The sequence below is a fragment of the Leisingera sp. M658 genome (assembly GCF_025144145.1).
Taxonomy (GTDB): domain Bacteria; phylum Pseudomonadota; class Alphaproteobacteria; order Rhodobacterales; family Rhodobacteraceae; genus Leisingera.
On record NZ_CP083546.1, the window covers coordinates 4,156,668 to 4,180,360 of the forward strand.

At 60.1% G+C, this 23,693-nt stretch carries 24 protein-coding genes; 8 read left to right on the forward strand and 16 right to left on the reverse strand.

The features are described 5' to 3' along the window. Positions 1–16 precede the first annotated feature (16 nt). Genes K3724_RS20250 through dnaQ form a run of 4 tightly spaced genes read left to right on the forward strand, consistent with a single transcriptional unit; the run spans position 17 to position 2,754 of the window. Positions 17–616, forward strand: coding sequence for a nucleoside triphosphate pyrophosphatase (locus K3724_RS20250; protein ID WP_259988641.1), 600 nt, complete (start codon positions 17–19; stop codon positions 614–616). After that, positions 613–1,446, forward strand: coding sequence for a shikimate dehydrogenase (locus K3724_RS20255; RefSeq protein WP_259988643.1), 834 nt, complete (start codon positions 613–615; stop codon positions 1,444–1,446). Before K3724_RS20250 ends, K3724_RS20255 begins: the two co-directional genes overlap by 4 nt. After that, positions 1,443–2,036 carry a dephospho-CoA kinase gene (gene coaE / locus K3724_RS20260; RefSeq protein WP_259988645.1) on the forward strand — a complete coding sequence of 198 codons (594 nt, stop codon included), beginning with the start codon at positions 1,443–1,445 and terminating at the stop codon, positions 2,034–2,036. Before K3724_RS20255 ends, coaE begins: the two co-directional genes overlap by 4 nt. Next, positions 2,029–2,754: a DNA polymerase III subunit epsilon gene (gene dnaQ, locus K3724_RS20265; protein ID WP_259988647.1), complete on the forward strand. Its 726-nt coding sequence runs from the start codon at positions 2,029–2,031 to the stop codon at positions 2,752–2,754. Before coaE ends, dnaQ begins: the two co-directional genes overlap by 8 nt. A 73-nt stretch (positions 2,755–2,827) precedes the next feature. On the opposite strand, the gene secB is transcribed toward dnaQ, so the two are convergent. Then, entirely contained in the window at positions 2,828–3,316 is a 489-nt protein-coding gene (secB, locus tag K3724_RS20270) for a protein-export chaperone SecB (RefSeq protein ID WP_259988649.1), read from the reverse strand. Positions 3,317–3,372: 56 nt separating this feature from the next. Further along, positions 3,373–3,873 carry an FxsA family protein gene (locus K3724_RS20275; RefSeq protein ID WP_259988651.1) on the reverse strand — a complete coding sequence of 167 codons (501 nt, stop codon included), beginning with the start codon at positions 3,871–3,873 and terminating at the stop codon, positions 3,373–3,375. Positions 3,874–3,987: 114 nt separating this feature from the next. Here K3724_RS20275 and K3724_RS20280 point away from each other — a divergent pair, with 114 nt between their 5' ends. Genes K3724_RS20280 through K3724_RS20290 form a run of 3 tightly spaced genes read left to right on the forward strand, consistent with a single transcriptional unit; the run spans position 3,988 to position 6,281 of the window. Beyond that, positions 3,988–4,644 (forward strand): Tim44/TimA family putative adaptor protein, encoded by a 657-nt coding sequence (locus K3724_RS20280; RefSeq protein ID WP_259988653.1) that lies wholly within the window; start codon positions 3,988–3,990, stop codon positions 4,642–4,644. Further along, a complete protein-coding gene (locus tag K3724_RS20285; RefSeq protein ID WP_259988655.1) occupies positions 4,641–5,693 on the forward strand; it encodes a murein transglycosylase A in 1,053 nt (350 codons plus the stop codon). Before K3724_RS20280 ends, K3724_RS20285 begins: the two co-directional genes overlap by 4 nt. Further along, on the forward strand, positions 5,694–6,281 hold the full coding sequence (locus K3724_RS20290; RefSeq protein ID WP_129372673.1) for a Smr/MutS family protein: 588 nt from the start codon (positions 5,694–5,696) through the stop codon (positions 6,279–6,281). Between the two features lie 6 nt (positions 6,282–6,287). Here the strand turns inward: K3724_RS20290 and K3724_RS20295 are convergent, their stop codons facing one another. The 4 genes from K3724_RS20295 to hslV all read right to left on the reverse strand — a co-directional run bounded on the left by K3724_RS20295 (position 6,288) and on the right by hslV (position 10,440). Next, positions 6,288–7,403 carry an alpha/beta hydrolase gene (locus K3724_RS20295; RefSeq protein WP_259992706.1) on the reverse strand — a complete coding sequence of 372 codons (1,116 nt, stop codon included), beginning with the start codon at positions 7,401–7,403 and terminating at the stop codon, positions 6,288–6,290. Positions 7,404–7,480: 77 nt separating this feature from the next. Next, entirely contained in the window at positions 7,481–8,791 is a 1,311-nt protein-coding gene (gene hslU, locus K3724_RS20300) for an ATP-dependent protease ATPase subunit HslU (protein WP_259988657.1), read from the reverse strand. A 13-nt stretch (positions 8,792–8,804) separates the two neighbouring features. Continuing rightward, the gene (locus tag K3724_RS20305; RefSeq protein WP_259988659.1) at positions 8,805–9,875 is read right to left on the reverse strand and encodes a hypothetical protein; all 1,071 of its coding nucleotides are present in this window, start codon (positions 9,873–9,875) and stop codon (positions 8,805–8,807) included. A 1-nt stretch (position 9,876) separates the two neighbouring features. Next, the gene (hslV, locus tag K3724_RS20310; protein WP_259988675.1) at positions 9,877–10,440 is read right to left on the reverse strand and encodes an ATP-dependent protease subunit HslV; all 564 of its coding nucleotides are present in this window, start codon (positions 10,438–10,440) and stop codon (positions 9,877–9,879) included. 220 nt (positions 10,441–10,660) lie between these two features. Between hslV and K3724_RS20315 the strand changes: the two genes are divergently transcribed. Then, positions 10,661–10,852: a DUF1127 domain-containing protein gene (locus K3724_RS20315; protein WP_259988677.1), complete on the forward strand. Its 192-nt coding sequence runs from the start codon at positions 10,661–10,663 to the stop codon at positions 10,850–10,852. Positions 10,853–10,904: 52 nt separating this feature from the next. Here K3724_RS20315 and K3724_RS20320 read toward each other — a convergent pair whose 3' ends face one another. The 10 genes from K3724_RS20320 to regB all read right to left on the reverse strand — a co-directional run bounded on the left by K3724_RS20320 (position 10,905) and on the right by regB (position 23,680). Then, complete coding sequence (locus K3724_RS20320) at positions 10,905–11,276, reverse strand: Lin0512 family protein (protein WP_259988679.1); 372 nt, start codon at positions 11,274–11,276, stop codon at positions 10,905–10,907. Next, positions 11,273–11,620, reverse strand: a complete 348-nt coding sequence (locus K3724_RS20325) for a Lin0512 family protein (protein WP_259988681.1) — start codon at positions 11,618–11,620, stop codon at positions 11,273–11,275. The genes K3724_RS20320 and K3724_RS20325 overlap by 4 nt, the downstream gene beginning before the upstream one ends. A gap of 159 nt (positions 11,621–11,779) precedes the next feature. Further along, complete coding sequence (trxA, locus tag K3724_RS20330; protein ID WP_027256960.1) at positions 11,780–12,100, reverse strand: thioredoxin; 321 nt, start codon at positions 12,098–12,100, stop codon at positions 11,780–11,782. Between the two features lie 62 nt (positions 12,101–12,162). Then, positions 12,163–15,516: a double-strand break repair helicase AddA gene (gene addA, locus K3724_RS20335; protein WP_259988683.1), complete on the reverse strand. Its 3,354-nt coding sequence runs from the start codon at positions 15,514–15,516 to the stop codon at positions 12,163–12,165. Then, positions 15,513–18,446 carry a double-strand break repair protein AddB gene (gene addB, locus K3724_RS20340; protein ID WP_259988685.1) on the reverse strand — a complete coding sequence of 978 codons (2,934 nt, stop codon included), beginning with the start codon at positions 18,444–18,446 and terminating at the stop codon, positions 15,513–15,515. Before addB ends, addA begins: the two co-directional genes overlap by 4 nt. Continuing rightward, entirely contained in the window at positions 18,436–19,128 is a 693-nt protein-coding gene (locus K3724_RS20345) for a nucleotidyltransferase family protein (RefSeq protein WP_259988687.1), read from the reverse strand. The genes addB and K3724_RS20345 overlap by 11 nt, the downstream gene beginning before the upstream one ends. Then, positions 19,128–20,126: an aminoglycoside phosphotransferase family protein gene (locus K3724_RS20350; RefSeq protein ID WP_259988689.1), complete on the reverse strand. Its 999-nt coding sequence runs from the start codon at positions 20,124–20,126 to the stop codon at positions 19,128–19,130. Before K3724_RS20350 ends, K3724_RS20345 begins: the two co-directional genes overlap by 1 nt. Beyond that, complete coding sequence (gene tsaE, locus K3724_RS20355; protein WP_259988691.1) at positions 20,123–20,599, reverse strand: tRNA (adenosine(37)-N6)-threonylcarbamoyltransferase complex ATPase subunit type 1 TsaE; 477 nt, start codon at positions 20,597–20,599, stop codon at positions 20,123–20,125. Before tsaE ends, K3724_RS20350 begins: the two co-directional genes overlap by 4 nt. Positions 20,600–20,648: 49 nt before the next feature. Next, positions 20,649–22,196, reverse strand: coding sequence for a PAS-domain containing protein (locus K3724_RS20360; protein WP_259988693.1), 1,548 nt, complete (start codon positions 22,194–22,196; stop codon positions 20,649–20,651). 89 nt (positions 22,197–22,285) lie between these two features. Continuing rightward, positions 22,286–23,680 carry a sensor histidine kinase RegB gene (gene regB / locus K3724_RS20365; protein ID WP_259988696.1) on the reverse strand — a complete coding sequence of 465 codons (1,395 nt, stop codon included), beginning with the start codon at positions 23,678–23,680 and terminating at the stop codon, positions 22,286–22,288. Positions 23,681–23,693 lie beyond the last annotated feature (13 nt).

A 23,693-nucleotide genomic window follows, 5' to 3' on the forward strand; every position in this document is an offset into this window, starting at 1 on the left:
CCACGGGGTTTTCCACATGACTGCCCACATAGTGCTGGCTTCAGGTTCCGAAATCCGGGCGCAACTGCTGCGTCAGGCCGGGATAAAATTTGAAACTGATGTACCGCGTCTGGACGAGCAGGCGATCAAGTCCGCGCTCTTGGCTGAAGAGGCTCTGCCGCGCGATGTCGCCGATGCATTGGCGGAAGCCAAGGCACGCAAGATCAGCGGGAAGCGTCCTGGAAAGCTTGTGTTGGGATGTGATCAGGTACTTGAATTCGAGGGAAGGCTTCTTTCGAAACCTGTCAGTGCCGATGAAGCGGTGGCTCAGTTGAAGGAGATGCGGGGCAAACGGCACACACTGTTGTCTGCCGCCGTGATTTACCGCGACGGTGAGCCCATCTGGCGCCATGTCGGACAAGTCCGTCTGGTCATGCGGAAATGCACTGATACATATATCGAGGATTATGCCGCCCGGAACTGGCAAAGCATCCGCCATGCGGTGGGTGCATACAAGCTGGAGGAAGAAGGTGTGCGGCTGTTTGCCAGCATTGATGGCAGCTACTTTAATGTCTTGGGCTTGCCGCTGATGGAGCTTATCAGTTACTTGGGTTTGCAAGGGGTAATCGAGCAATGACAACAGCAAAAGTCCCGCTCGCCGGCGTGATCGGCTGTCCGGTTGGACACTCCAAATCACCGCAGCTGCACCGTCACTGGCTGAACACCTATGGCATTTCCGGCCACTATGTGCCGATGCATGTGGAACCTGATGATCTGGCCGAGACCGTCCGGATGATGCCTAAAATGGGGTTTGTTGGTGCGAATGTCACCATTCCGCACAAAGAAACGGTGATGGAGATTGCGGACCAGGTCACAGACCGGGCTAAACTGATCGGCGCCGCAAACACGCTGATTTTTCGCAGAGATGGAACAATCCTGGCTGACAATACTGACGGCTACGGCTTCATCACCAATCTGCATCAGGGAGCACCGGATTGGGATCCGCAATCCGGCCCAGCAGTTTTATTGGGCGCTGGCGGCGCCTGCCGCGCGGTTGTTGCCTCACTGCTGGAAGCAGGAGTGCCGGAGATCCTGCTGACCAACCGCACCCGCGGCCGGGCTGACCAGTTGCGTTCGGACTTCGGCAACCGTATCCGGGTGGTCGAATGGGTACAGGCCGGCAATGTCATCGAGGAGGGTGCGCTGATCGTGAACACCACCTCTTTGGGAATGATCGGCAAACCGCGTTTGCGTGTTCCAATGGATGGGTTGCAGTCGAATGCGGTTGTGACTGATCTGATCTATGCGCCGCTGAAAACCGACTTGCTGCAGACGGCTGAGGAGGCTGGCTGCACTGTGGTTGATGGGCTGGGCATGCTGTTGCATCAGGCGGTGCCAGGGTTCGAACGCTGGTTCGGACACCGCCCGGATGTGGATGCCGCAACGCGGGCGGCGGCTCTAAGATGAGCTTCAGCCTCGGCCTTACCGGCTCTATCGGAATGGGCAAAAGCACCACTGCCAAGCTGTTCGCCGCCAGGGAGTGTGCGGTTTGGGATGCAGATGCAGCCGTGCATCGGCTTTACAGCGCGGGAGGCGCAGCGGTTCAGGCAATGAAAACAGCTTTTCCTGATGCGATCGAGGATGACGCGGTAAACCGTGCTGTGTTGAAACGTATCATCGGGGAAAACCCTGATGCACTGAAGCATATCGAAGCCATCGTGCATCCGCTTGTCGCACAGGACCGGGCAGAGTTCCGCAAAGAAGCGCAAAGCGATATCCTGGTCTTTGACATTCCGCTGCTGTTTGAAACGGGTGGTGATGCAGAAATGGATGCGGTCGCTTGCGTGTTCGTGGATGCAGAGACACAAAAGGAACGTGTTCTTGCCCGCGGAACGATGACGGTTGAGCAATTCGAGCATATCCTGCAGAAGCAGATGCCGATTGAGGAAAAACGCGCCCGCGCCGATTACGTGATCGAAACAGACACCTTGGAGCACGCCAAGGCGCAGGTGACAGCAATCCTTGCAGACATCAGGAGCAAACAGGCCAATGCGTGAAATCGTTCTTGATACCGAAACCACCGGGTTTGATCCGTTTTCCGGTGACCGGATTGTTGAAATCGGTGCGGTAGAGCTGTTTAACCACATGCCCACTGGCAAGACGTACCACGAATATATCAATCCGGAACGGATGATGCCGGCCGAGGCGTTTTCGGTCCACGGCATCGGTCCTGACCTGCTGGAGCCGCCGCAAAAGCCTCAACCCGGCGCCGTGACGCTGCGGGACAAGCCGGTTTTTGCCAAGGTTGGGCAGAGTTTCCTGGATTTCGTGCAGGACTCAAAACTGGTCATTCACAACGCCAGCTTTGACATGAAGTTTCTGAACGCCGAGTTGGGCTGGATGGGCCTGCCAAAACTGCCGATGGAACAGGCGCTCGACACGCTAGCGATAGCGCGTAAGCGGTTTCCCGGCTCGCCGGCGACGCTGGACGCGCTGTGCCGGCGCTTCAATATCGACAATGCCAACCGCACCTTGCACGGGGCTTTGCTCGACTCTGAAATTCTCGCCGATGTCTATCTGGAGCTTATCGGCGGCCGCCAGCCGGACTTTGGCCTGTCCGCACAGTCGGCTTCCGGCACTGCAAAGGTGGAAGATGACTGGCGCCCCGCCCCTCGCCCCTCGGCTTTGCCCCAGCGGATCACCGCAGAGGAGCTGGCAGCGCATGAAGAATTCGTGGCCAAGCTGGGCGAAGAGGCTTTGTGGAACGTCTCCTGACCCAAGGTCAGATCCGCAAAAGAAAAACGCCGCTGAAACCCAGCGGCGTTTTCTATTCCGAATATCTGAAACGTTACTGGGTAGGGGCTGCTGCTGCCGCTTCGGTCTGACGGCGGGCCAGTTCGTTGCGATAGATCGCCACAAAATCAATGTTGTCCAGGTTCAGCGGCGGGAAGCCGCCGTCGCGGGTCACATCCGACACGATGCGGCGCAGGAACGGGAAGGTCATGCGCGGGCATTCGATCAGCAGGAACGGGTGCAGCTGGTCTTCCGGCACGCCGGCGATGTTGAACACGCCGACATATTCCAGTTCCAGAACAAACAGGACCTCGCCGCCTTCCTTGTTCTTGGATTCAACAGTCAGCTTGGTGACAACTTCATACTGATTCTCGGCCGAGCGTTTTTTCGCATCCAGGTTCACTTGAACGCTGACGTCGGGCTGCACTTCGCCGCCGGTGCCTTTTTGCGCCATCACGTTTTCAAACGACATGTCGCGGATGAACTGTCCCAGAACGTTCATCTGGACTTGCGGCTGCTGCTGGGCTTCGCCGTTTTCGGCCATCGGGATACTCCTGAAAATATGCTTTTGACCGTGCTTAGCAGCTTGGTCCGGGTAGCTCAACGGGGGCCGTCAACCCAGCCTGACGGGGTGTTTGGACGTTCACCTTGGGTCACATCTTCGAAATCTCCGTCAATGATATCATCCGGCTTGCCGGCGGTTCCAGGGTAGTTGCGGCCCTGCATGCTGCCGGGCCCCATCTGGAACTGCGCCACTGTTACGCGGGACCGAATGTAGCGGTAAACTGCCAGCCGCACCGGCGGTATCAGCAGGGCAAAGCCAAAGGCGTCGGTAAAGAATCCAGGGGTCAGCAGCAGCGCGCCGGCGAACAGGATCATAGCCCCATGGGCCAAAGGTTCGGCCGGATCGGACATTTGCTGGAACGATGTGCGCAGCTGCCCCATTGCCATGCGGCCCTGGGTTTTCACCAGCCAAGTCCCCAGCACCGCAGTCAGAACCACGATGGCCAGCGTCGGCCACAGCCCGATTGCGCTGCCAACTTGAATAAACAAAGCAATTTCAATGATGGGAACCATCAGAAAGGCCAGGAAGAGATACATGGAGTTTCCTTACGATCATACGCCCGGGCGGTAGACTTGCCCCCGCACGTCACCTACATAAGGTCTGACCGCTTTGGTTTCAAACAAAGCACGAACGCCTAGCATGAGGTATCCATGGAGTCGCCTGTGATTCAGCTTTTGGTTCTGGCCGGTATCGCCGTGTTTCTGATCTTGCGCTTGAAAAGCGTACTTGGGACACGCGAAGGTTTCGAAAAGCCACCGCTGCCGCAATCCGAAGCGCGGGGCCGCCGCCCCGATCTGGAAGTGATCGAAGGCGGCCCGGACCGCGACATCACCGATTATGTGGCCGAAGACAGCCCGCAAGCCCAGGCCCTGGCTGCGATGAAGCGGGTTGAGCCATCCTTCCAGGTCCAGGAATTCGTTCAGGGTGCACGCGGTGCATACGAAATGATCCTGATGGGCTTTGAGCATGGCAATCTGGACGACATCCAGCCGTTCCTGGCCGAGGATGTCTTCGAAAGCTTTGTAGATGCCGTTGCGCAGCGTGAGGATCAGGGGTTCAAGATCGAGGCTGAGTTTATCGGCGTGCGTGAAACCACTGTGGCGGATGCCACGCTTGACACACAAACGGGCCGCGCTGAGATCACCATGCGTTTTGTTGGTGAGATGACCTCCGTTGTCCGCGACCGCGGCGGCGACATTGTCGAAGGCGACCCCAAGGCAGTGAAGCGTCAGAAGGACACCTGGGTCTTTGCCCGCAACATGGGCGTCGATGACCCCAACTGGCAGCTGGTAGCGACGGACGCATGATTGCGGCGCTTCGGGGGGTACTTGGGGCAGCTGCAATCGCAGGTGCCGCGATGACCGCCTCCGGGGCGCATTCAGAAGCTGTGTCCAGCATCCTGGACTTTGCCCAGCTGGATGGCTGGGCAAAAGACGATCATGCTCAGGCACTTCAGGTTTTTCTGGGAACCTGCAAGGACTTGAAGGATCCCGACTGGGCTGCCTTGTGCAAAGCAGCGCAATCGCAGACCCCCGCAGGGGCAAGGGCGTTTTTCGAACTGTTTTTCCGCCCGGTTCTGATTGAGGATGGCAATCAGGCTCTGTTCACCGGCTATTTCGAGCCGGAGCTGAACGGGTCCCGCTACCCGACAGGCCGGTTTCGCTATCCCGTCTACAAGATGCCGCCCGAGGCCCGCGGCACCGGATTGTGGCTGCCCCGGCGGGACATTCTGACCAGCGGTGTCATGGAAGCCCGCGGATTGGAGATTGCCTGGGTGGATGACCCAGTGGAGCTGTTTTTTCTGCAGATCCAGGGTTCTGGCCGGATCCGCTTGCCGGATGGCGCTATGATCCGGGTGGGATATGGCGGTGCCAATGGCCACACTTATAAATCCATCGGCAAGGAATTGGTGCGCCGCGGTGTCTACAACGCCCATCAGGTCAGCGCCCAAGTGATCAAATCCTGGGTCCGGCGCAATCCGTCGGACGGCAAGGAGCTGCTGTTCCACAACCCGTCTTATGTGTTTTTTCGCGAAGTGCGCAAAGTGGCTGCCTCCAAAGGGCCGCTTGGCGCGATGAACCGCTCGGTCACGCCTATGCGCACCATTGCCGCCGATCCTGCATACACTCCGCTGGGTGCGCCGGTCTGGGTGGAGAAGGACGGGCATATGCCGCTGCGCCGTCTGATGGTGGCGCAGGATACCGGATCCGCAATAAAGGGCGCGCAGCGGGCTGATATTTTTGTCGGTACGGGTGACGCCGCCGGCGAGACTGCTGGAACCATGAAAGACCCTGGGCGGATGGTGGTTCTGCTGCCGATCCAGCGGGCCTATGCGATGCTGCCGGAAGACCTTTGAATGACACGGCGGAAACTGACAGGAGATGAGATCGACCTCTGGCACAAGGTCGTGAAACACGCAGAACGTATACATCCGGGCGCGCATTCCACGCCCCCTGCTCCGCCGATGCCGAAACCCAAACCGGTCAAACACCCTGAGCCGAGATTGGATCCGTTTGAGATTGGAAGCCGCGCCAAGCCCAAACCGCTGAAACACGATCTGAAGCCTTCGATTGCCCGCAGCCTGGCCGGCAATCCGGTGCAGATGGATGAGAAATCCTTCCGCCGCATGAAGCGCGGCAAACTTAGGCCGGAAGGAAAGCTGGACCTGCACGGCATGAGGATCGACTCGGCGCACCCTGCCCTCACCCGGTTTATCCTGTCTGCCCAGGCCTCCGGAAAACGGCTGGTGCTGGTGATCACCGGCAAGGGCAAGGACCGTGATGAGCCAGGCCCGATGCCGGTCCCGCGCGGGGTGCTGCGCCACAAGGTGCCGCAATGGCTGTCACTGCCGCCGCTGGCGCAAGCGGTGATGCAGGTCACCCCTGCCCATATCAGCCATGGCGGTGAAGGCGCCTATTACGTTTATCTCAGACGCAGCCGTTGACGGCGCTTATCTGTTGTCCGCGGGCGTGCTTTCCAGTGCAACCTTGATGGTGCTGTCCTGAATAACAATCTGACCCGGCAGAATCTTTTGCAACAGGTCCTGGCTGTGCGTGAAGGTGTCTGCGGTTTCCCGCGCACCGTTCAACAGGGCAATCAGCGCCGGCGACGAGGCTGCCACAAAATGCTGCGATTCCGCTTCATCTGCAAAGGCTGTGGTGTCGATCACTTCCACCGGCAGACCGCTGACCGCGTCAATACTATCCAGATTTCCCAGTCTTTCACGGCCATTCAGACCGCGCAGGCGCTGGGACAGGGTCAGGACGTTATCTTTTCGTGAAACGAAAATCAGGAACGGCTGCGGCACCTGCTTGAATCTCTGCATCTGGGATTTGAACACGTCGACATCCAGATCAGGTGACATCAGGATGACACCGCCCAGGTTCTGCGCTGTCCAGCCAGGCGTTTTGATCTCAATCTGGCGCAGGGTTTCCATCGTGAGCAGCCCGCCCATGGAATGGGCGACAACCACAATCCGTTCGACCGCGGAGGCGCGCAGTTTGCGCAGGAGTGTCTCCAGCCCGTCGCGGGCAAACAGCACGCTGTCGCCATCGTAGGCATAACCCAGCGGGCGGCCCTTGCTTGGCCAGGAATAGATGACCGTTGCCCCGGGAACATTAATGTCGTGAGTCAGCTGGGCAGCCCGGAAAGCGGTCTCGGCCTGGGTGGAGTTGAAGCCGTGAACAAAAACCGTGACTTCGCGCTCCTTTTTGGGAAACTTTGCCAGCTCTTGCTGCAGCCGGGCGGAAAAGGCCGCCTCTGTCGCGAATGTCTTTCGTCCAGCCATGGTGAATTCAGTGGAGGGGTCTGGCTTTGCGTAACCGAACTTCAGCGAGCCGGGCTTATGATCCGGCGGGATTGAAACTGTGAGTTCAAGCAGGCTGACTCCATCGGTGCGCTCTGACCCAAAGGTGCCGTCCGGCAGCGGTTCGCGGTTTGTGGCTGCGAAAATGGTCTTGGAAGTGCCTAGTTCCAGCGCTTCTGGAACTGTTGGCGTAAAAGATCTGTCAGTACAGGCCGCCAGAAGGACCATGATCACACCGGAAATCAGGCGCAGCCCGTGCATATTGTTCACCTCAATCAATAGGCGGCAGGCTACTGCACCTGCCGCCAAAGTCCAGTGGCTGCGATAGGTAAGGTGTTTTAGAGCACGTAACGGCTGACATCCGCGGAACGGCCAAGCTCGCCGAGGTTTTTCTTCACAAAACTTGCGTCCACAGTGACCGCTTCGCCTGACCGGTCCGGCGCAGTAAATGACAGCTCCTCAAAAACCCGCTCCATTACTGTGTATAACCGCCGTGCGCCGATGTTTTCCACGGCCTGGTTTACCTCGGCGGCAATCTTGGCCAACGCGGCGATACCGTCTTCGGTAAAGGTCACTTCAACCTCTTCCGTGCCCATCAAAGCAGTGTACTGCAGGGTCAATGCGTTGTCGGTCTCGGTCAGGATACGCACGAAATCCGCTTCGGTCAGCGCCCGCAGGCTTACCCGGATCGGCAGACGTCCCTGCAGCTCCGGCAGTAGGTCCGAGGGTTTGGCGATATGGAACGCGCCGGAGGCAATGAACAGGATGTGGTCGGTCTTGACCGGCCCGTGTTTGGTGCTGACAGTGGTGCCTTCGATCAGCGGCAGCAGATCGCGCTGCACGCCTTCCCGGCTGACGTCGCCGCCGCGGGTTTCCTGGCGCGCGCAGACTTTGTCGATTTCGTCCAGAAAAACGATGCCGTTCTGCTCCACCGACTCCAGCGCGATGCGGGTCACGGTTTCATCGTCCAGCAGCTTGTCTGCCTCTTCGCTGATCAGCACCTCATAGCTTTCGGAAACGGTCAGCTTCTTGCGGGTGGTGCGGCTGCCCATCGCCTTGCCGAACAGATCGCCCAGGTTCAGCGCACCCATGTTGCCGCCGGGCTGGCCGGGTATTTCGAACATATTGCCCATCGGGTTGGATGTGTCTGCAACATCCAGTTCGATCACGGTGTCGTCGAGTTCACCCGATTTCAGCTTCTTGCGGAACATTTCGCGGGTGGCTTCACGCGCGTCTGAGCCGGCAATCGCTTCGAGCACCCGGTTCTCGGCAGCTTTCTGCGCGTTGGCTTTTACATCCTCGCGCATGAATTCACGGGTCTGGGCGATGGCGCTGTCTGCAAGATCCCGGATGATTTGCTCTACATCGCGGCCCACATATCCGACCTCAGTGAACTTGGTCGCCTCAATCTTGATGAAGGGCGCGCGTGCCAGTTTGGCGAGACGACGGGAAATTTCGGTTTTGCCAACACCGGTTGGGCCGATCATCAGGATGTTCTTCGGGTACACCTCATCCCGCAGGTCATCAGCCAGCTGCTTGCGCCGCCAGCGGCTGCGCAGGGCCACGGCAACGGCACGTTTGGCTTCTTTCTGGCCGATGATGAAACGGTCCAGTTCAGAAACGATTTCGCGTGGGGTCAAATCAGTCATTGGTACTTCCGTTTCAGTGGGATGGCGGCAGCCGGTCAAGCGGCAGCACGCCAGACAAGAGGGAGAGCAGCGCAGCACGGATATGGCTCCAGAAAGCCCCCAAAGCGACCAGGAACACGCCGAGCGCCAGGATGGTAATTGCGGTGCCTTCACCGTTGAAAACAGTTCCTGCAAGGGTAACGCTATAGCCGATTGCGGCAATCAGGAACGAACGCCGGTCAATGATGATTGCGATCATGGCAAACAGCAGCAGCACACCGAGCAGCAGCATGTTGGACCCTGAGGTGCCGGCCTCCAGCAAGCTGAGCGCAATAGTATTCACCAGAGCCGGCGCTGCAACGACGTGCAGCCAGAAACCTTGGGCCGAGCGTCTGGTTACCCGGTGCGGATCGCTGAGATCAAAGGCCATGGCTGCTGCAAACACGGTCAATCCGACGGCCAGCGTGATCCAGGCAAACGGTCCGCTGGCCGACAGCAGGAAAAGGTCGCTTATGCCGGCAGGAGTGCCTGCCTGTATCGATCCTGACAACAGGGCGAGAACAAAGACACCCAAGGCGATCAGTGCCATCGCAAAAGGAACGCGAAAGCGCAGCCAGAAAACAGCAATGGCAACGGTGGCCAGCGCAAATGGTAGCGGCAGGCTCGAAAAATCGTTTTGCGCAATCATGAAGGGCTGGGAGTAGCCTGCAGAAAAACCGGTACCGGCGTTGCCGGCCCACAGAAGCGAGAGTGCGATCGCGGGTGCCACCATCCGGCGGCGGCGGATGAAGTATTCAGACAGCATCCACAGCACGGCTGCACCGGCGATGGCAGAATAGACGGCCTTGTCCTGGTAGCCGCCGATTGACCCGGCCAGATCAACCGCTGTGAAGGCCATCCAGCCAGAGGCCAGGATTAACAGCCCGATCACAATGAAGATTTCATTGAATCCCTTGAACAGTTCAAAGGGTTCATCTCCAGGCGCCAGGTTTTCCCGTGCGCCTCTGCGGCTGTGCGCCAATGCCAGAAGCGAGGCAGCTTGGGCTTCGGACAGCAAGCCGGACCCTACAGCAGCCCGCAGATCAATTTGATCAATCTGGGTCATGTCAGCCTTCCTGGCCTATGCTCTCAACTGTGAGGTTGCCATTGGTGTAGACGCAGATTTCGGCAGCGATGGCCATGGCATCGCGGGCCACTTGTTCGGCGGATTTGCCGCTGTCCATCATGCCGCGGGCGGCCGCCAGGGCAAAGTTCCCGCCGGAGCCGATGGCAGCCACGTTGTGCTCAGGCTCCAGCACGTCGCCGGCACCGGTGATCACGAACATGTCGGCACCATCGGTGACGATCAGCATGGCCTCCAGTTTCTGCAGGTATTTATCGGTGCGCCAGTCCTTGGCCAGTTCCACGCTTGCCCGCGCCAGCTGGCCTGGGGTTGCCTCAAGCTTGGCCTCCAGCCGTTCCAGCAGGGTGAATGCATCGGCTGTTGATCCGGCAAATCCCGCCACCACGTCAAACCCGCCCGGCGACAGGCGGCGCACCTTGCGGGCTGTGCCCTTGATCACCGTCTGGCCTAGCGATACCTGGCCGTCGCCGGCGATGACAACCTGGCCATCCTTCTTCACGCCGATGATGGTGGTGCCGTGCCAGCCGGGGAATTGATCGTCTGCCATTTGTGCCTCCGCTTTATTGCCCTCTATATGGAACCATCCCACCGCCGGCACAAGAGAACGCGCAAAGTCCACTGCCGGGCAGCAGCTGCATGGCTGTTCACTGCTATGCAAAAAATGCAATTCGGGGCTGATGAACCGGCAATTGTGAGACTCAGGTGGGTATCCTACATGGGGCTCACAACCGGCACAGGGTCGGCTGTTTCTCAGAAGGACTAGCGCTATGACTACCGCAAACATCTATGCGCCGCTCGGAGCAGTCACCGTTCTCCGTGTGGTCGACACACTGATCAACGTGAAAACTGCTCTCGTGGAATGGAACGAGACCCGTGAAACCCGCAAGGCTTTGGCCCGGTTGTCGGACGCTCAGCTGGAAGACATCGGCATGAACCGCGCTGATATCGCCAATATCTGATATCAGATGATCAACAGTTTTGAATGAGCCGCCCGCAACCGGGCGGCTTTGTTCATTTTTGGACGCTGGTTTTATACTTGCCAGCCTGATCGGGCAGCCAGGCCTCGATCGCAGCCGTGGCGACCACATGACGCGTTCCGGCTTCTGCATCCTCTACATTCAGCCCGCCCATCACGGCGCGCACACTGGCGCGGCCCCGCGGCAAATCCTGGGCCACCAGATCGCAATCCACTGCCTCCGGCTGCTGCACACCGATTGTCACGTCCACCCGCATTTCGCTGTGATCAATCCCGAGCTTGGCAAACAGCGTGATCGAGGAATGATGCAACGCGTCCTGCACCGCACGGCGGGCCGCCTTGGTGTAATCCTGACCATACAGGTCATTGCCGGTGCCCATTTCCAGGATGATGCGTTTTTCGGTCATTCCGCTGCCTCCATGTCAAAGGACACAACCACGGCCGCATTGGCGATCACCGTGCAGCCGCCGTGGGGCTTTTCGATATTGAGGCCACCCTCCACAACCCGGATGCTGGGCCGGCCATAGGGGAAAATCTCCAGCAGCGCATGCTTGTCCACGGCTTCGGGTTTCTGAACACCGATCTCTGCGTCGATGATCATGTCTTCTTTTGAGAAATCAAACAGTTCCGCCATGCTGACGGAGTTGTGCCACAGCGCGTCCTTGATCGCGCGGCGGGCAGCTTCGGTGTAATCTTCGCGCCTGAGCGATGTGCCCATGCCGAATTCCACCAATACCCGAGTCTTAGCCATTGTGCCTCCTGTATCTGTTCCGGGCCGGACCGTTGCAGGCAATGGAGGTAATGGAAAGAGCCAGTTTGCCGTCCGCAGATACACCAGCGTACACGGGCAAAAGAAAAGGGCTGTCCCCGCGGGGACAACCCTCTGAAATCCAAAAAATGGGGATCAGGCTCAGATCGAGTCTTCGATCCAGCTTTGCAGCGCGGCTTTGGGAGCGGCGCCGGCGCGGTTCGAAACAACTTGGCCGTCCTTGAAGATAAACAACGCCGGAATACCGCGCACGCCCATGGCGGCGGCGGAGTTCGGGTTGTTGTCGACATCGACCTTGGCAATTTTCACCTTGCCGCCGAATTCTGCGGCAAGCTCTTCCAAAGCGGGGCCGATCTGCTTACAGGGACCGCACCACTCAGCCCAGAAATCCACCACAACGGGGATGTCGGAGTTCTTGACTTCGGCGTCAAAAGTGGCGTCGGTGACGGCTACGGTGGACATATGCATGTCTCCATGAGTGTGTGGCAACTGGAGTTGGAACCTAGGTACGGCTTAACCGATCGTCAAGGTTCCATCCGCCGCAGAAGCGCGCTTGTCACAAGCTCGTGCGGCAGCTGCATCAGGGTTGTATTGCAGGTCCAAAGCAACGCGGTTTCAATGGCGCGATCCGGATAAATCTGTGCAAGCGCATGGGCATAGGCGCCCATCTGCCGCAGCAGGCCTTCGGGGCATTTTTCAGGCGTTTCAGGTACAGTTGCGTTGGATTTGAAATCCACTGCCAGGACTTTTTCCGGGGTTACGATCAGCCTGTCGATCACCCCATGCAGGCGCGAACCATGCAAATCTGCGGTAATAGGCACCTCGGCCAGAGTGTCCGGCTTGAAAATATGAAGCAAATCAGCGTTTTTGAGAACGGCTGAAGCTTCGGCCAGAAGTTCGGCGCTGTCTTGTGCATCTTGCAGAAGGTTTTGCGCAAGCTTGGGCCAATCCCCCTCGGATCGGCCGGGCAGATGCTCCAGCAGCAGGTGCAGCCTGCTGCCGCGGGATTTGGCGGCCTCCTCGTCCAAGCCCTGATCGCCCGGCAATGCCTTGGCCCCGCCCAAATCCGAAGGGCTGAGCGCCGGATCCGGTGCCGCATAAGGTTTGGCCAGCCGGTTAAAGACGTCAGGCAAGATGTGTTTCTCAACGTCCTGGGCAGCCGTTTCAATCAGCGGCAGCCCTTCCCAATCACCGTGTTGCAAACGTAACCCGGTACCGCCTTCGGTTTCAAATTCCACCGCTCCGCCGTCCCGCAATGCACGTTCCGACATACGGTACCAGCTGTCGTTCTGCTCACCGACGTCGCCGGCTGCGGCGACGATAAGCCACTTTTCTGCCCGGGTTAGAGCCACATACAACAGGCGCAACCGTTCATTTTGAAGTTTTTCCTGGGCGGCTTCACGGGCCGCCAGCATGGTGGCCGGCATCTGGTCTTTGGGCAGCTTCCACACCGGGTTGCCATTTGCCAGCATGATTTCGGCATCGCGCGGCGCTTGGCGTTTGGCAGTATCCGGCAGGATCACAATAGGCGCTTCCAGGCCTTTGGAGCCATGCACCGACATCACCCGGATCATATTGCCGGCGGCACCCATCTGGCGTTTGATTTCCAGGTCGTCTGTCTGCATCCAGACCAGGAACCCGGTAAGACTGGGCACATCGGTGCGTTCATATGCCAGTGCCTGCGACAACAGCGCGTTGATGCCGTCCTCGGCTTCCGGCCCCAGCCGGCCCAGCAGTTTCTGGCGGCCGCTGTGGCGTGTCAGGATGCGTTCGATCAGATCATAAGGGCGCAGGAAATCAGCATTGGCGCGCAGGTCGTTCAGCACCGCCATGGTTTCGGGGAACGCCCCTGCCCGCTCGCGGAGCGCCGGCCACAGGTACAGCGCCTCACGCCGGTGGGCGAGGTCGAACAGTGCTTGCTCAGTCCAACCGAACAGCGGCGACTTCAGTGCTTCCGCTAGTGATAAGGAATCCTCCGGCAGGGCCAGGAACCGCAGCAGTGCTGCGATGTCCTTCACCGCCAGTTCCGCACCAACTTTCAACCGGTCAGCGCCGGCAATGGGCAGCTCGGCTTTCTTGCAGGCACGGATGATCTCAGAGAACAGATCAGACCGGCGCTGCACCAGAATCAGGAAATCACCTGCCTGAACCGGCCTGCGCTGGAAGGTGCCGCGTTCAGCGCCGTCCTCAGGGATTGTGACGCCGGTGCCGATCATCTGTTTGATCGACTGGGCGATGCGTTCGGCCAGGATCACTGTGTGATGGCGGCTGCTGGGACGGTCAACGGGGCTGGTCCAGTCCGGATCCTCGTCGTCCTCGACCTTTCCGACCACTGGCCAAAGGTCCACCCGGCCCGGCAGGTCGGACTTGAAGGCCCGGTGCAGCGCTTCCTTGCGAAAACCTGCGCGCGGGCTGTCCTGGAAGACGAGATCCACCAGTTTCAGGATCGCAGCAGAAGAGCGGAAAGAGAAATCGAGCGAGGCATCCTGCAGCCCCGCTCCGGTTTCCGCCAGCCGGTGCCCGAACTCTTGCTGCATCCGGTCAAAGGCATCCGGATCGGCACCTTGGAAAGAATAGATCGACTGTTTCTTGTCACCGACCACAAAGATCGTGCGTTCGACATCCGAGCGCGCACCAACGCCGGATGTGAATTCCTGTGCCAGTTTCTCAATCACGTCCCATTGCACCGGGCTGGTATCCTGTGCCTCGTCCACCAGAATGTGGTCGATGCCGCCATCCAGCCGGTACAGCACCCAGGCGGCAACGCCCGGATCGTTCAGCAATTGCCGGGCCTTCAGGATCAGGTCGTCAAAGTCGAGCCAGCCGCGCAGCTGTTTGCGGTGCTCATACTCCGGCAGGAAGGCGGCGGCAAAGCGATGCAGATCATGGCTCTTGCGAGCGGCAGCCAAGGCCAGGCGTTTGGTGCGGGCATCCTCGATGCGCAGCATCAGCGGTTCCAGCTGGTCCATAAGCGAGAGATGCGATTCGCGTAGCTTTTTGGTTGGAAATTTGTCGATTTTGGCAGTGAACGGCTCTTTGGCGCTGGCGCCGGTGAGGAAGATGCTTTCCAGCGTACTCAAGTCGGCAAGAGCCGGCTTGGCTATGCCAGTCAGCTTTGCAGCTGCCTTTTGATCGGTCGCACCGCCCTGCCCCAGCATCTGGCGAGTGCGCTGCAGCAGTTCTTCCTCGCCGCCTAAATACACCAAGGCTTCGAGTGCGGCTTCGTCAAAACCCTCAGGCAGCTCAAACAGCTCTAGCAGCCCTTCCCAACCCAACGGCTGGCCGAAATCGGCGCGGCGCTGGCAGATGGAGGATGTCAGGGTCTCAAAATCGCTGTCGCTGACATGGCGCGCCAGGGAGTCGACCAGATGGGCCTCGGATCCTTGGGCGAAATCCTCCATGATTTCCGCACGCAGCAGCTGGCCCGCGCGGTCGTCCATCTCTGAAAATTGCGGGCTGACGCCGGCCTCCAGCGGGAAACGGCGCAGAAGCGAGGCGCAGAAGGAATGGATGGTCTGGATTTTCAACCCGCCTGGCGTCTCAATCGCGCGGGCAAACAGGGTGCGGGCCTGTGCCAGGTCGCCGGCGCCGGTGTTGACCTCTCCCAGTTCGGTCAAGGCAGAGACCAGCGCCGGATCCCTCAGCATCGCCCATTCGCCCAGCCGTTTGAACAGCCGGTTCTGCATCTCGCTGGCGGCGGCCTTGGTGTAGGTCAGACACAGGATGTGCTGCGGCTGCACGCCCTTCAGCAAGAGCCGCGCCACCCGGTCGGTCAGAACTTTGGTCTTGCCGGATCCAGCATTGGCCGCCAGCCAGGTAGAGGCATCGGGGCGTGCGGCGCGGAACTGCGCCTCGGAGGCGGCGTCGCGGATGGTCATGACAAGTTCTCCGGCTGCGGCGTGGCGCTGCGATCCCATTCGCCGTAACGCGCAAGGTGGTCATAGTCGCCGGCGATGTCGTCGCGATACACCATGCGGCGGCTCGAATAGCCTTGTTCAGGCTCAAAATAGGCCCCGATCAGAGTGTGCAGCTCGTCCCACACCTTGGCGGGCGGTTCTTCTTCCAGCGGCGCACGCACTTCTTTCATGCTGGATCCAAGCCCGATGAACAGGGCGCGGGCCACTTCTGCGGGGCCAAGGCCGTCAAAGGCGCCTTGCTCGGCCATGGCGGCTTCGATCAGCAGTTGCTTTTCGAACTTCTTCTGCTGCGATTCCGAGGGCGGCGCGCCGGTTTTATAGTCATAGAGATGCAGGAACCCGCGGTCGTCCATGTCGATCCGGTCGGCCCGGCAGGCGATGGTAAAATCCAGAGGGTCCAGCCGGGTGCTGCCTTTGGCCTCAAAGGCGACCGGTTTGGCACGTGCCTGGCGTTCCCGCTCAGCCAGCACAAAGTCTCCGGCGATCTTGCGGATGCGGCTGTGCCACAGGATGCGTGCAACCGGCCAGGGGACGTGGCTTTCCAGCAGCTGGCGGGTTTTGCCGATCAGGTGACCGGCAGTCAGCAGGGAAGGATCCGTTTGGGCTTCCTTGATGAACTGCTCAAACACCTCATGCACCACAATGCCGCGCAGCAAGGCGTCCGGCTCTTGCACCAGCGGGTTCAGAGGTTTCAGCCGCAGTACGTGCTTGGCGTAAATCGCATAAGGGTCGCGGATCAAGCGGGGGATTTCCGTGATGGTGAGCCGGCGCGGGCGGGCGGCAACCGGTGGCCGCGGCGAGGGGCGTGGCACTTGCGGGATCGGTGTTGGCTGTTCCAGTACCTCTGCCCGGCCGAGCCACTGGCGGCCTTTCGTCCGCATAGCTTCCAGCGCATCCCGGCCGCCCTGATCCGGCAGTCCGGACAAGAGGTTGGTCAGCCGGTTCAGCCAGCGCGAGGGCACGGTGTCTGCTTCTTCCGAGCGTTCGGCGCGCGTCAGCCAGACTTCGGGTGCAGCGATGGCCTGTTGAAAGTCATGCGCTGACAGGCCAATGCGGCGTTCGGGCAGCAAGAGGCCGGCCTGGTTGCGCAGCTGGCGGTTCAGCCAAGGATCGGGGCTGGCGGCCTCTGGCCAGCTGCCTTCGTTGAGGCCGCCGAGTATCACCAGATCGGCACCTTGCACCCGCGCCTCCAAGGTGCCCCAGATCATGATTGAACCATAGGGCGCATCGCGGTCGCGCACCTCGCCCTGGCTCAGCAACGCACCCAGCAGATCGGCAAAATCGCGGGCGGACATGTCGCCGCCATAGGGGGCTTCGGCTTCCAGGTTTTCAATGCAAGAGCGCGCGGCCTGACCAGCCTTCTTGTCCCACAGTGTACTGTTGCCGTCTGATTGGCTGCCGGCAGCGATGTATTCAGCGCGGTCGCGCAGACGCCGGACCCAATCGGTCAAGGGAAGGGTGCCTGCGATCTCCTGATCTGCGAAACAGGCGTTGAGCCAGGACGTCCAGCCTGGGGTCAGATTGCGTCCCTTTTCAAATCCGGCAAATGCTGCGGCATCGGGGAAGGGCGGACCGTTTCGGCGCAGGGACAGCTCAAGCTCGCGGGTTTGGCGCAGGTGATTGCCACGGTCCGCGCCATCGTGGGTCAGCGGGTGTTTCAGCAGTGTCAGCAGGCTGTCGCATGCCAGCGGTTTGCAGAACAGACCTGCTACATGGCGCAGAAAACGGCCCGGCGGCGACAGCTGCAGGGGCTGGCCGGCAGAATCGTCAGGAAGGATATCCCAGCGGTCCAGCGCTGCCGAGACCTGGCGGGTCAGCATCCGGTCCGGCGTAATGAGCGCGGCTGTTTGCCCGTCTTCCGCTGCTTGGCGCAGTCGAAGAGCAATGGCGAGCGCTTCGGCGCGGGGGTTGGGGGCCTCGATCAGGGTAACGTTATCTGTGGCCGGTTTCAGACCAGACAGATTTGGGCCTTCGCTCATCCAGGCATCAGTCACTGGGGCTGGACGCAAGGCTAGAGAGACCAGCTGATTGCGTTCAGAAGAGACTGGCGGTGCATCAGTCCAGAACTGCACGTCACCTGGTGAAAGTTCCAATTCTTTCAATAGTTTGTGGAACCGGTACTGTGGATGGTCCTCCGAGATCATCGGATCATCCAGCCTGTCCCAAACATGTTCCGGCTGGTCAAAGTCGAAGCCGGGAAGCACCACCGCGCCTTGCGGCAGCCGCGCGATGGCCTGCATCAGCATCAGTGTCGTCCCGCGCGAACCGGTGGAGCCGGCCAGGATCACTGGATGCGGCGGCGGATTCTCCTGCCATTGCCCGATCAGGTTCAGCACCGCCTGCCGCTGCCGCGCCTGGGCATCTATCGCACCTTCATGCAGGCCGGTGAACTCATCGGCGATCCCGATAAAGGCCTGCGCCCGCGCCCAGTGACCGGACATGTCTGCAACATCCAGATCGCGGATCGCATCGGTACTGACGCCTTCACCCTGCATCTCGTCGATCAGCGCGGCAAGACTGTCGGACAAGTCATAAAGCGACGCCCTGGAGGCCAGGTCGGGCTGCGCATCCAACAGTTTTGCGATCAACTGTGACAGTTCCAGCCGCCGCCGCAGCGGCGGCAAAGCAGGCGGCAGCCCGTCCAGCGTGGCACGCTGTGCCAGATCAGTCAGCAGCAGCATGCGCGGCAGCAGCAGGGCGGGGCCGTTGTCAAACAAGGTGCGGACACGCCGCGCCATACGGGAGGTGTTGATGATCAGTTCAACCTTTGCCAACGCCTCGGGCGGCTGGCCCTGGCTGCGGATGCGCAGCCCATCAGCCAGGGCATGCGGGAAGTCGACACCGCAGGGCAGGGCAAAGACGCGCGGTTTTGCGGAAGGTTCAAACATCATCTGCGGCTATCAGATCCTCGGCCAGTGTGATCCCCTCTGGATGGCCCACATCGCACCAGCGGCCAGGATATTCCAGAGCAAACAGCCGGTTTGCTTCGGCCATCCGGTTCCACAGGACATTCAGTGAGAACACCTGCTCCTCAATCTGATACAGATCCTGTGTTTTCAGGATCTGAACCCCGCCATAGACTAACTTTCCGCCACGGCTGATGCGGCCTTCGGCATCAGCCGCAAAATCCCCGCCACCGGTGCGGCCCGCTGCACGTTCCAGTGGCACACAGACCAGCAGTGCGTCCATGCGGCCGGGGTCCCAAGCCTGCAGGGCCAATTCCAATGGGTTCGGACCCTTCCATATGGCGTCGGTGTTCATGGTGAAAACCGGCCCGTCTCCCAACAGCGGCAAAGCCTGGCGCAGACCGCCGCCGGTGTCGAGAATCTCGGGGGATTCGAGACTGATGCGCACATTTTGAGGCTCTAAAAAGGCCTTTAGCGGCTCTGGCTTGTAATGCAGGTTTGTCACTATCCGGGCTGGCCGGACGGCTTGGGCGAGCTCCAGCGCATGGGCGATCAACGGCCGTCCTGAGACTTCTATCATCGGTTTCGGCTTGTCGCGGGTCAGCTCCCGCATCCGGGTTCCAAATCCAGCGGCAAACAGCATGACGGCATCAGGAGAGCGCTGCATCAGGGCCTCAGCCTATCCAGATTGTCCGGGGTTGGGGGTGGCAGGCTTTCACGCAGCAGATCCGCAACCGGAGCCAGTGCAGGATGCTCCAGCCCGCGAATAAAATGGTCCCACACCCGCGGGATCAGGTCCACGTAATGAGGTTTGCCGTATTCCAGGCTGAGCCTGGCAAAGACGCCAAGGATACGAAGATTCCGCTGCACGCCCAGAACGGTATAGGCGGTTCGGAAACCAGACTCATCCACTCCGGTGGCAGACAAATACCTGTCAATCATCCGCATTTCGACGGTGGCCGGCACGTCTCGGCGGGCATCCTGCAGCAGCGACACCAGATCATATGCGCAGTGGCCGGAGCGGGCGTCCTGAAAGTCCAGCAAACCGACGCGCGCCACCCCGACGCGGTCCGGCAGCCACAGCAGGTTTTCGGCGTGGTAGTCACGCTGAACCAGAACTGGATCGCCTTTGACAGTTTCACGCAGGATGTCTTCGAAGTGATCCTCGAACCTGGATTGCAAGTCAGGATCATGACCGCCGAGGATGCCGTCGCGGTATTTCACCAGCGCAAGACCGGCCATTTCAGCCATCATTCGCGGGCCATATGGTTCCAGATCCGGCGTCGTTGCTTGGTGCAAGGAAACCAGCGCATCGGTGGCCGCTTCATAGAGTTCCTTTTCCAGCGCCGGTTTCCGCAGGATGGCACGGGCAAAAAGATCATCACCCAGGTCTTCCAGCAGCAAAAAGCCATTCTCAACATCCTGAACCAGGATCTCCGGGGCGCTGAGACCCTGGGCACGCAGGTATTCGGCAATGCGGATGAAAGGGCAGACATCTTCGCCCTTTTCCGGCGGCGCGTCCATCAGCACAACGGTTTTGCCATTGTCAGCCGTCAGCCGTTCATAGCGCCGGTTGGAGGCATCGCCGGCCAGCGGGCCGCGTTGCCAGTTGCCATAAGGCGTGGCCGAGAGAAATGTTTCGCACAGGGTGTTGCGGTCAGTCATGCGCAGATGCGCTCCATCAGGGGCCGCCATTTCATGTCGCTCCAGCTAAGCGTCAGATGGCGGCGGTCTTCATGTTCCGGATCCAGCGCCAGTTTCAGGCGGATGGCGTGGGCGGGGGTTAGTTCGGCCAGCCGGTCGGGCCATTCGACCAGGCAGATGGCGCTGTCAAATGCTTCGATCAGACCCAGTTCTTCCAGCTCATCCAGAGACGACAGCCGGTAAAGGTCGGTGTGCCACAGCTCACCGGCGGGCACGTCATAGGTTTGCACCAGAGTAAAAGTGGGCGAAGGGACGTCCTCCGGCACATCCATAAGCGATTGGATCAAATGGCGGGCGAAATGGGTTTTACCGGCGCCGATCACCCCTTCCAGCAACAGGCAATCGCCGGGGCGCAGGGCCCCGGCGATCTGTGCGGCCAATCGGGCCGTTTCGTCCGGTGAGTTCAGCGTGCAGGACGCGGTATCCGTGGTCATGGCGCTAGAATGGCGCCGCCGCCGGTCTGCTGCAAGCCGGTTTCCGGGCCTAGCCCTTGCTGATAGCGGGGAAGCGCTGCTGGCCTGCCGGCAAGGCCACGGTTTCCGGTGCCCGGAAGCTGACCATCGTAGCACCGTTCTGAATTGCGGAGACCTTGCAGATCATGCGCGTGCCGTCGCGCAATTGGACGTGCGACCACCAGGCTTCGCGCCCGTCTCCGCCAGCGACAAAATCGCGGATCTCACCCCAGACAGGGGTCGGCGCGCAGGTGTCCTGCCAGATCCGGCTGGCATCCATGATCGAGACTTTGGCAAAGCTGGCTTCCGGATCCATTGACCAGAGGCTGCCATAGGCACTGTTAGAGAAGGTCATGCTGCCATCGCTGGCAAAGACTGTAATCGCCTCGTCCATCTGGTCCATGATTGACTGGCCCATCTCAAGTTCTGAGCGGAACTGGCGGGTGAGTGTGACCTCGGCGGTGATGTCTTCGAACAGGAAGGCAATGGCGCCGTCCGGGTGCGGCCGGCCCGAAACCTTGTAGACGGATCCCGATGGCAGCGACCAGGTTTCCTGATAGCGGCCTTCAGCCGCGGCCTCCAAGAGGTCGGCCATCTGGTGGCGCCAGCTGGAGTAGCTTTTGGGTTCCGGCATCATCCGCTGGTCGCGCAGACGGTCGAAGAAGGTCAAAAGATTGGGCCGCGAGCTGAGGAAATTGGCGGGCAGGGCTGTGAGGTCGATCAGCACCGGATTGAACAGCACCAGCTGGCGGTTGCGGTCAAAAATCGCAAGACCGATCGACAGCTGGGCAAACGTCTTGGCCAGGGTCTGCACGAAATTGCGCTGGGCAACCTCGGCGTCGACCACGGCATTCACATCCACCGCGTGACACAGCCAGCCGGCTTCGGTTTCTGTGGTGGAAACGTTATACCACAGTTTTTTGTTGCTTTCCGGCAGCGGGATGTAGATCCGCTCCGGCTTGCCGCTGTTCATCGGGTCGTGCAGGTCGGTGAACAGGGGCTCGGCAAAGTCGGCATTGCGGCCGCGGATCTTCTGGCTGAGGTCGTCATAGGCGAGGTTGGACCAGGTAACGTTGCCCTCCTCCGACTGCAGCCAGACCGGGTAGGGCGCCTGATGCACGGCAGCGCGCAGTGTGGTCAGTTCCTGATCAAGGGATTTGTTCTGTTCCTCCAAGGTGCTGCGGCGCAGCTGCACGCGGGTGACCCCGTCGATCCATTCGCAATGCGCCTCGCGGCTTTCGGCAGAAGCGGTGCCGGAAAGAACGAGCGGGCCGACATCTTTGAGAAAGCCCGGTGACTGCGGCAGGCCCGGGTAGCTGCGGGCCAGCTGGTCGCGCAGCATGCCCCAGTCAAAGTTCTCCGCCTGGTCACCAATGAATTTCCGCGCGCCCGAAGACCAGCCGATCAGGCTGTTTTCGTCAAACAGGAACACCGCATCTGTGCGGCCGTCGCCGGCCAGAAGATCATGTTCCATGCCATTGCGGCGCGGATTAGGTGACAGCCACCAGACCGCCGCCGCCGCGGTTGCAGCACAAAGCGCTGCCAGTACAAACCATTCGATCGAAGCGAAGTCCTGCATGTCGTCCTGCCCAGTTCAGCTCTCGTTTACCCGCATGGTTCCCTAATAATGGTTAAATCAAGTTTAATTGGTTGCCCAAAAGTGAATAGTTAAATTTCTAAAGGTATATTTTTCCCAATGACAGGGCCGCCGTCTGCCATGGCGTCGATTTTTTTGCGTGGCCAGGCAACCTCGACAATGGCGCCGCGCCGTTCGCGGTAGGGGCTGAGGGTTTGGAAAGGGTCTGCGCCATTGGCGAATCTCAGCTGTGCACCGGTGCGCTGCAGCAGCGTTTTGGCAATGAAAAGACCCAGACCCATGCCCTCGTACTCGGGCCGCTGCTTCAGCTCGTTTTCGCCCCGGCGGCGGCGCACAAACGGATCGCCAATGCGGCCCAGCAGATGCGGCGGAAATCCCTGGCCATCGTCGCAGATCCGCAAAATGATCCGGTCGTTGTTCCAGGCAGCATCTATCCAGACGGTGGAGTGGGAGAAATCCACTGCATTCTGCACCAGGTTGCGCAACCCGTGGATGATCTCGGGCTTACGCATAACTGTTGGCTGCTGAAAGTCACCTCCCTCCAGCGGTTCCTCATGGTAGATAACGGATTTGCCGCGGTTCATGTGCGGCTCTGCCGCTTCGGTCACCAGGGTTGAAAACGGCGCCTGACGCAAATGCAGATCGTCATTGCCGACCCGGCCCATGCCGCGCAGGATGTCGCGGCAGCGGTCGGCCTGTTCACGGATCAGCGCGGCATCTTCGCGCAGGTCAGGGCGGTCGTCCAGCTCTTCGATCAGCTCGGCACTGGCGAGTTTTATGGTGGCCAGCGGTGTGCCCAGCTCATGCGCCGCTGCCGCCACCACGCCGCCCAGGTCGGTCAGCTTTTGCTCGCGCGACAGCGCCAGCTGGGTAGCGCTGAGCGCATCCGACATTGAGCGCATTTCGTTGCTGACCCGGAAGGAATAGGCGCCGATGAACAGAATGGCGATGACAATGGCGATCCAATTGCCGAAGATGAACACATCGGGAATGCGCAGGATGAATCCTTGTTCGGTGCGCAGCGGCAGGTGGAACTCTGCCATCAGGGTGACAAGAATAACAGCTGTGGCACCGATGATCAGGGTGGAGCGCAGCCCCATGACGGCGGCGGAAATCGTCACCGGCCCCAGCACCAGCAAGGCAAAGGGGTTGTTCAACCCACCGGTCAGATACACCAGGAAGGCCAGCTGCAGCAGATCGAACAGCACCATCAGGAAATTCTCAAACTCGGTCAGGCGCTTGTTTTCCGGGAACGCGAAGATGGCGATCAGGTTGCCGGCGGCTGAAATGCCAATGGCCAGATAGCACAGGCCCAGCTCCAACTGCAGGTTAAAGCGGTGCTGCGCCACGGCAATGGCGGTGATCTGTCCGGCAATGGCCACCCAGCGCAGCAGGATCAGGGTCCGCAGGCGGATCCAGTGGCTGTGTTCCTGGCCGCTTGTCAGCCTGAAGATGCGATCGCTCATGAGGTTCGTTGCT

What these genes read in the sequence shown, in the direction of transcription:
- K3724_RS20345 (WP_259988687.1), bottom strand. Translation starts at nt 19,128, where the DNA reads ATGCAGCGCTCTCCTGATGCCGTCATGCTGTTTGCCGCTGGATTTGGA.
- K3724_RS20280 (WP_259988653.1), top strand. Translation starts at nt 3,988, where the DNA reads ATGGAGTCGCCTGTGATTCAGCTTTTGGTTCTGGCCGGTATCGCCGTG.
- K3724_RS20255 (WP_259988643.1), top strand. Translation starts at nt 613, where the DNA reads ATGACAACAGCAAAAGTCCCGCTCGCCGGCGTGATCGGCTGTCCGGTT.
- hslV (WP_259988675.1), bottom strand. Translation starts at nt 10,440, where the DNA reads ATGGCAGACGATCAATTCCCCGGCTGGCACGGCACCACCATCATCGGC.
- trxA (WP_027256960.1), bottom strand. Translation starts at nt 12,100, where the DNA reads ATGTCCACCGTAGCCGTCACCGACGCCACTTTTGACGCCGAAGTCAAG.
- K3724_RS20350 (WP_259988689.1), bottom strand. Translation starts at nt 20,126, where the DNA reads ATGACTGACCGCAACACCCTGTGCGAAACATTTCTCTCGGCCACGCCT.
- K3724_RS20315 (WP_259988677.1), top strand. Translation starts at nt 10,661, where the DNA reads ATGACTACCGCAAACATCTATGCGCCGCTCGGAGCAGTCACCGTTCTC.
- coaE (WP_259988645.1), top strand. Translation starts at nt 1,443, where the DNA reads ATGAGCTTCAGCCTCGGCCTTACCGGCTCTATCGGAATGGGCAAAAGC.
- K3724_RS20360 (WP_259988693.1), bottom strand. Translation starts at nt 22,196, where the DNA reads ATGCAGGACTTCGCTTCGATCGAATGGTTTGTACTGGCAGCGCTTTGT.
- regB (WP_259988696.1), bottom strand. Translation starts at nt 23,680, where the DNA reads ATGAGCGATCGCATCTTCAGGCTGACAAGCGGCCAGGAACACAGCCAC.
- K3724_RS20305 (WP_259988659.1), bottom strand. Translation starts at nt 9,875, where the DNA reads ATGACCCAGATTGATCAAATTGATCTGCGGGCTGCTGTAGGGTCCGGC.
- K3724_RS20285 (WP_259988655.1), top strand. Translation starts at nt 4,641, where the DNA reads ATGATTGCGGCGCTTCGGGGGGTACTTGGGGCAGCTGCAATCGCAGGT.
- K3724_RS20250 (WP_259988641.1), top strand. Translation starts at nt 17, where the DNA reads ATGACTGCCCACATAGTGCTGGCTTCAGGTTCCGAAATCCGGGCGCAA.
- dnaQ (WP_259988647.1), top strand. Translation starts at nt 2,029, where the DNA reads ATGCGTGAAATCGTTCTTGATACCGAAACCACCGGGTTTGATCCGTTT.
- K3724_RS20290 (WP_129372673.1), top strand. Translation starts at nt 5,694, where the DNA reads ATGACACGGCGGAAACTGACAGGAGATGAGATCGACCTCTGGCACAAG.
- K3724_RS20325 (WP_259988681.1), bottom strand. Translation starts at nt 11,620, where the DNA reads ATGGCTAAGACTCGGGTATTGGTGGAATTCGGCATGGGCACATCGCTC.
- K3724_RS20320 (WP_259988679.1), bottom strand. Translation starts at nt 11,276, where the DNA reads ATGACCGAAAAACGCATCATCCTGGAAATGGGCACCGGCAATGACCTG.
- addB (WP_259988685.1), bottom strand. Translation starts at nt 18,446, where the DNA reads ATGATGTTTGAACCTTCCGCAAAACCGCGCGTCTTTGCCCTGCCCTGC.
- tsaE (WP_259988691.1), bottom strand. Translation starts at nt 20,599, where the DNA reads ATGACCACGGATACCGCGTCCTGCACGCTGAACTCACCGGACGAAACG.
- K3724_RS20295 (WP_259992706.1), bottom strand. Translation starts at nt 7,403, where the DNA reads ATGCACGGGCTGCGCCTGATTTCCGGTGTGATCATGGTCCTTCTGGCG.
- K3724_RS20275 (WP_259988651.1), bottom strand. Translation starts at nt 3,873, where the DNA reads ATGTATCTCTTCCTGGCCTTTCTGATGGTTCCCATCATTGAAATTGCT.
- hslU (WP_259988657.1), bottom strand. Translation starts at nt 8,791, where the DNA reads ATGACTGATTTGACCCCACGCGAAATCGTTTCTGAACTGGACCGTTTC.
- addA (WP_259988683.1), bottom strand. Translation starts at nt 15,516, where the DNA reads ATGACCATCCGCGACGCCGCCTCCGAGGCGCAGTTCCGCGCCGCACGC.
- secB (WP_259988649.1), bottom strand. Translation starts at nt 3,316, where the DNA reads ATGGCCGAAAACGGCGAAGCCCAGCAGCAGCCGCAAGTCCAGATGAAC.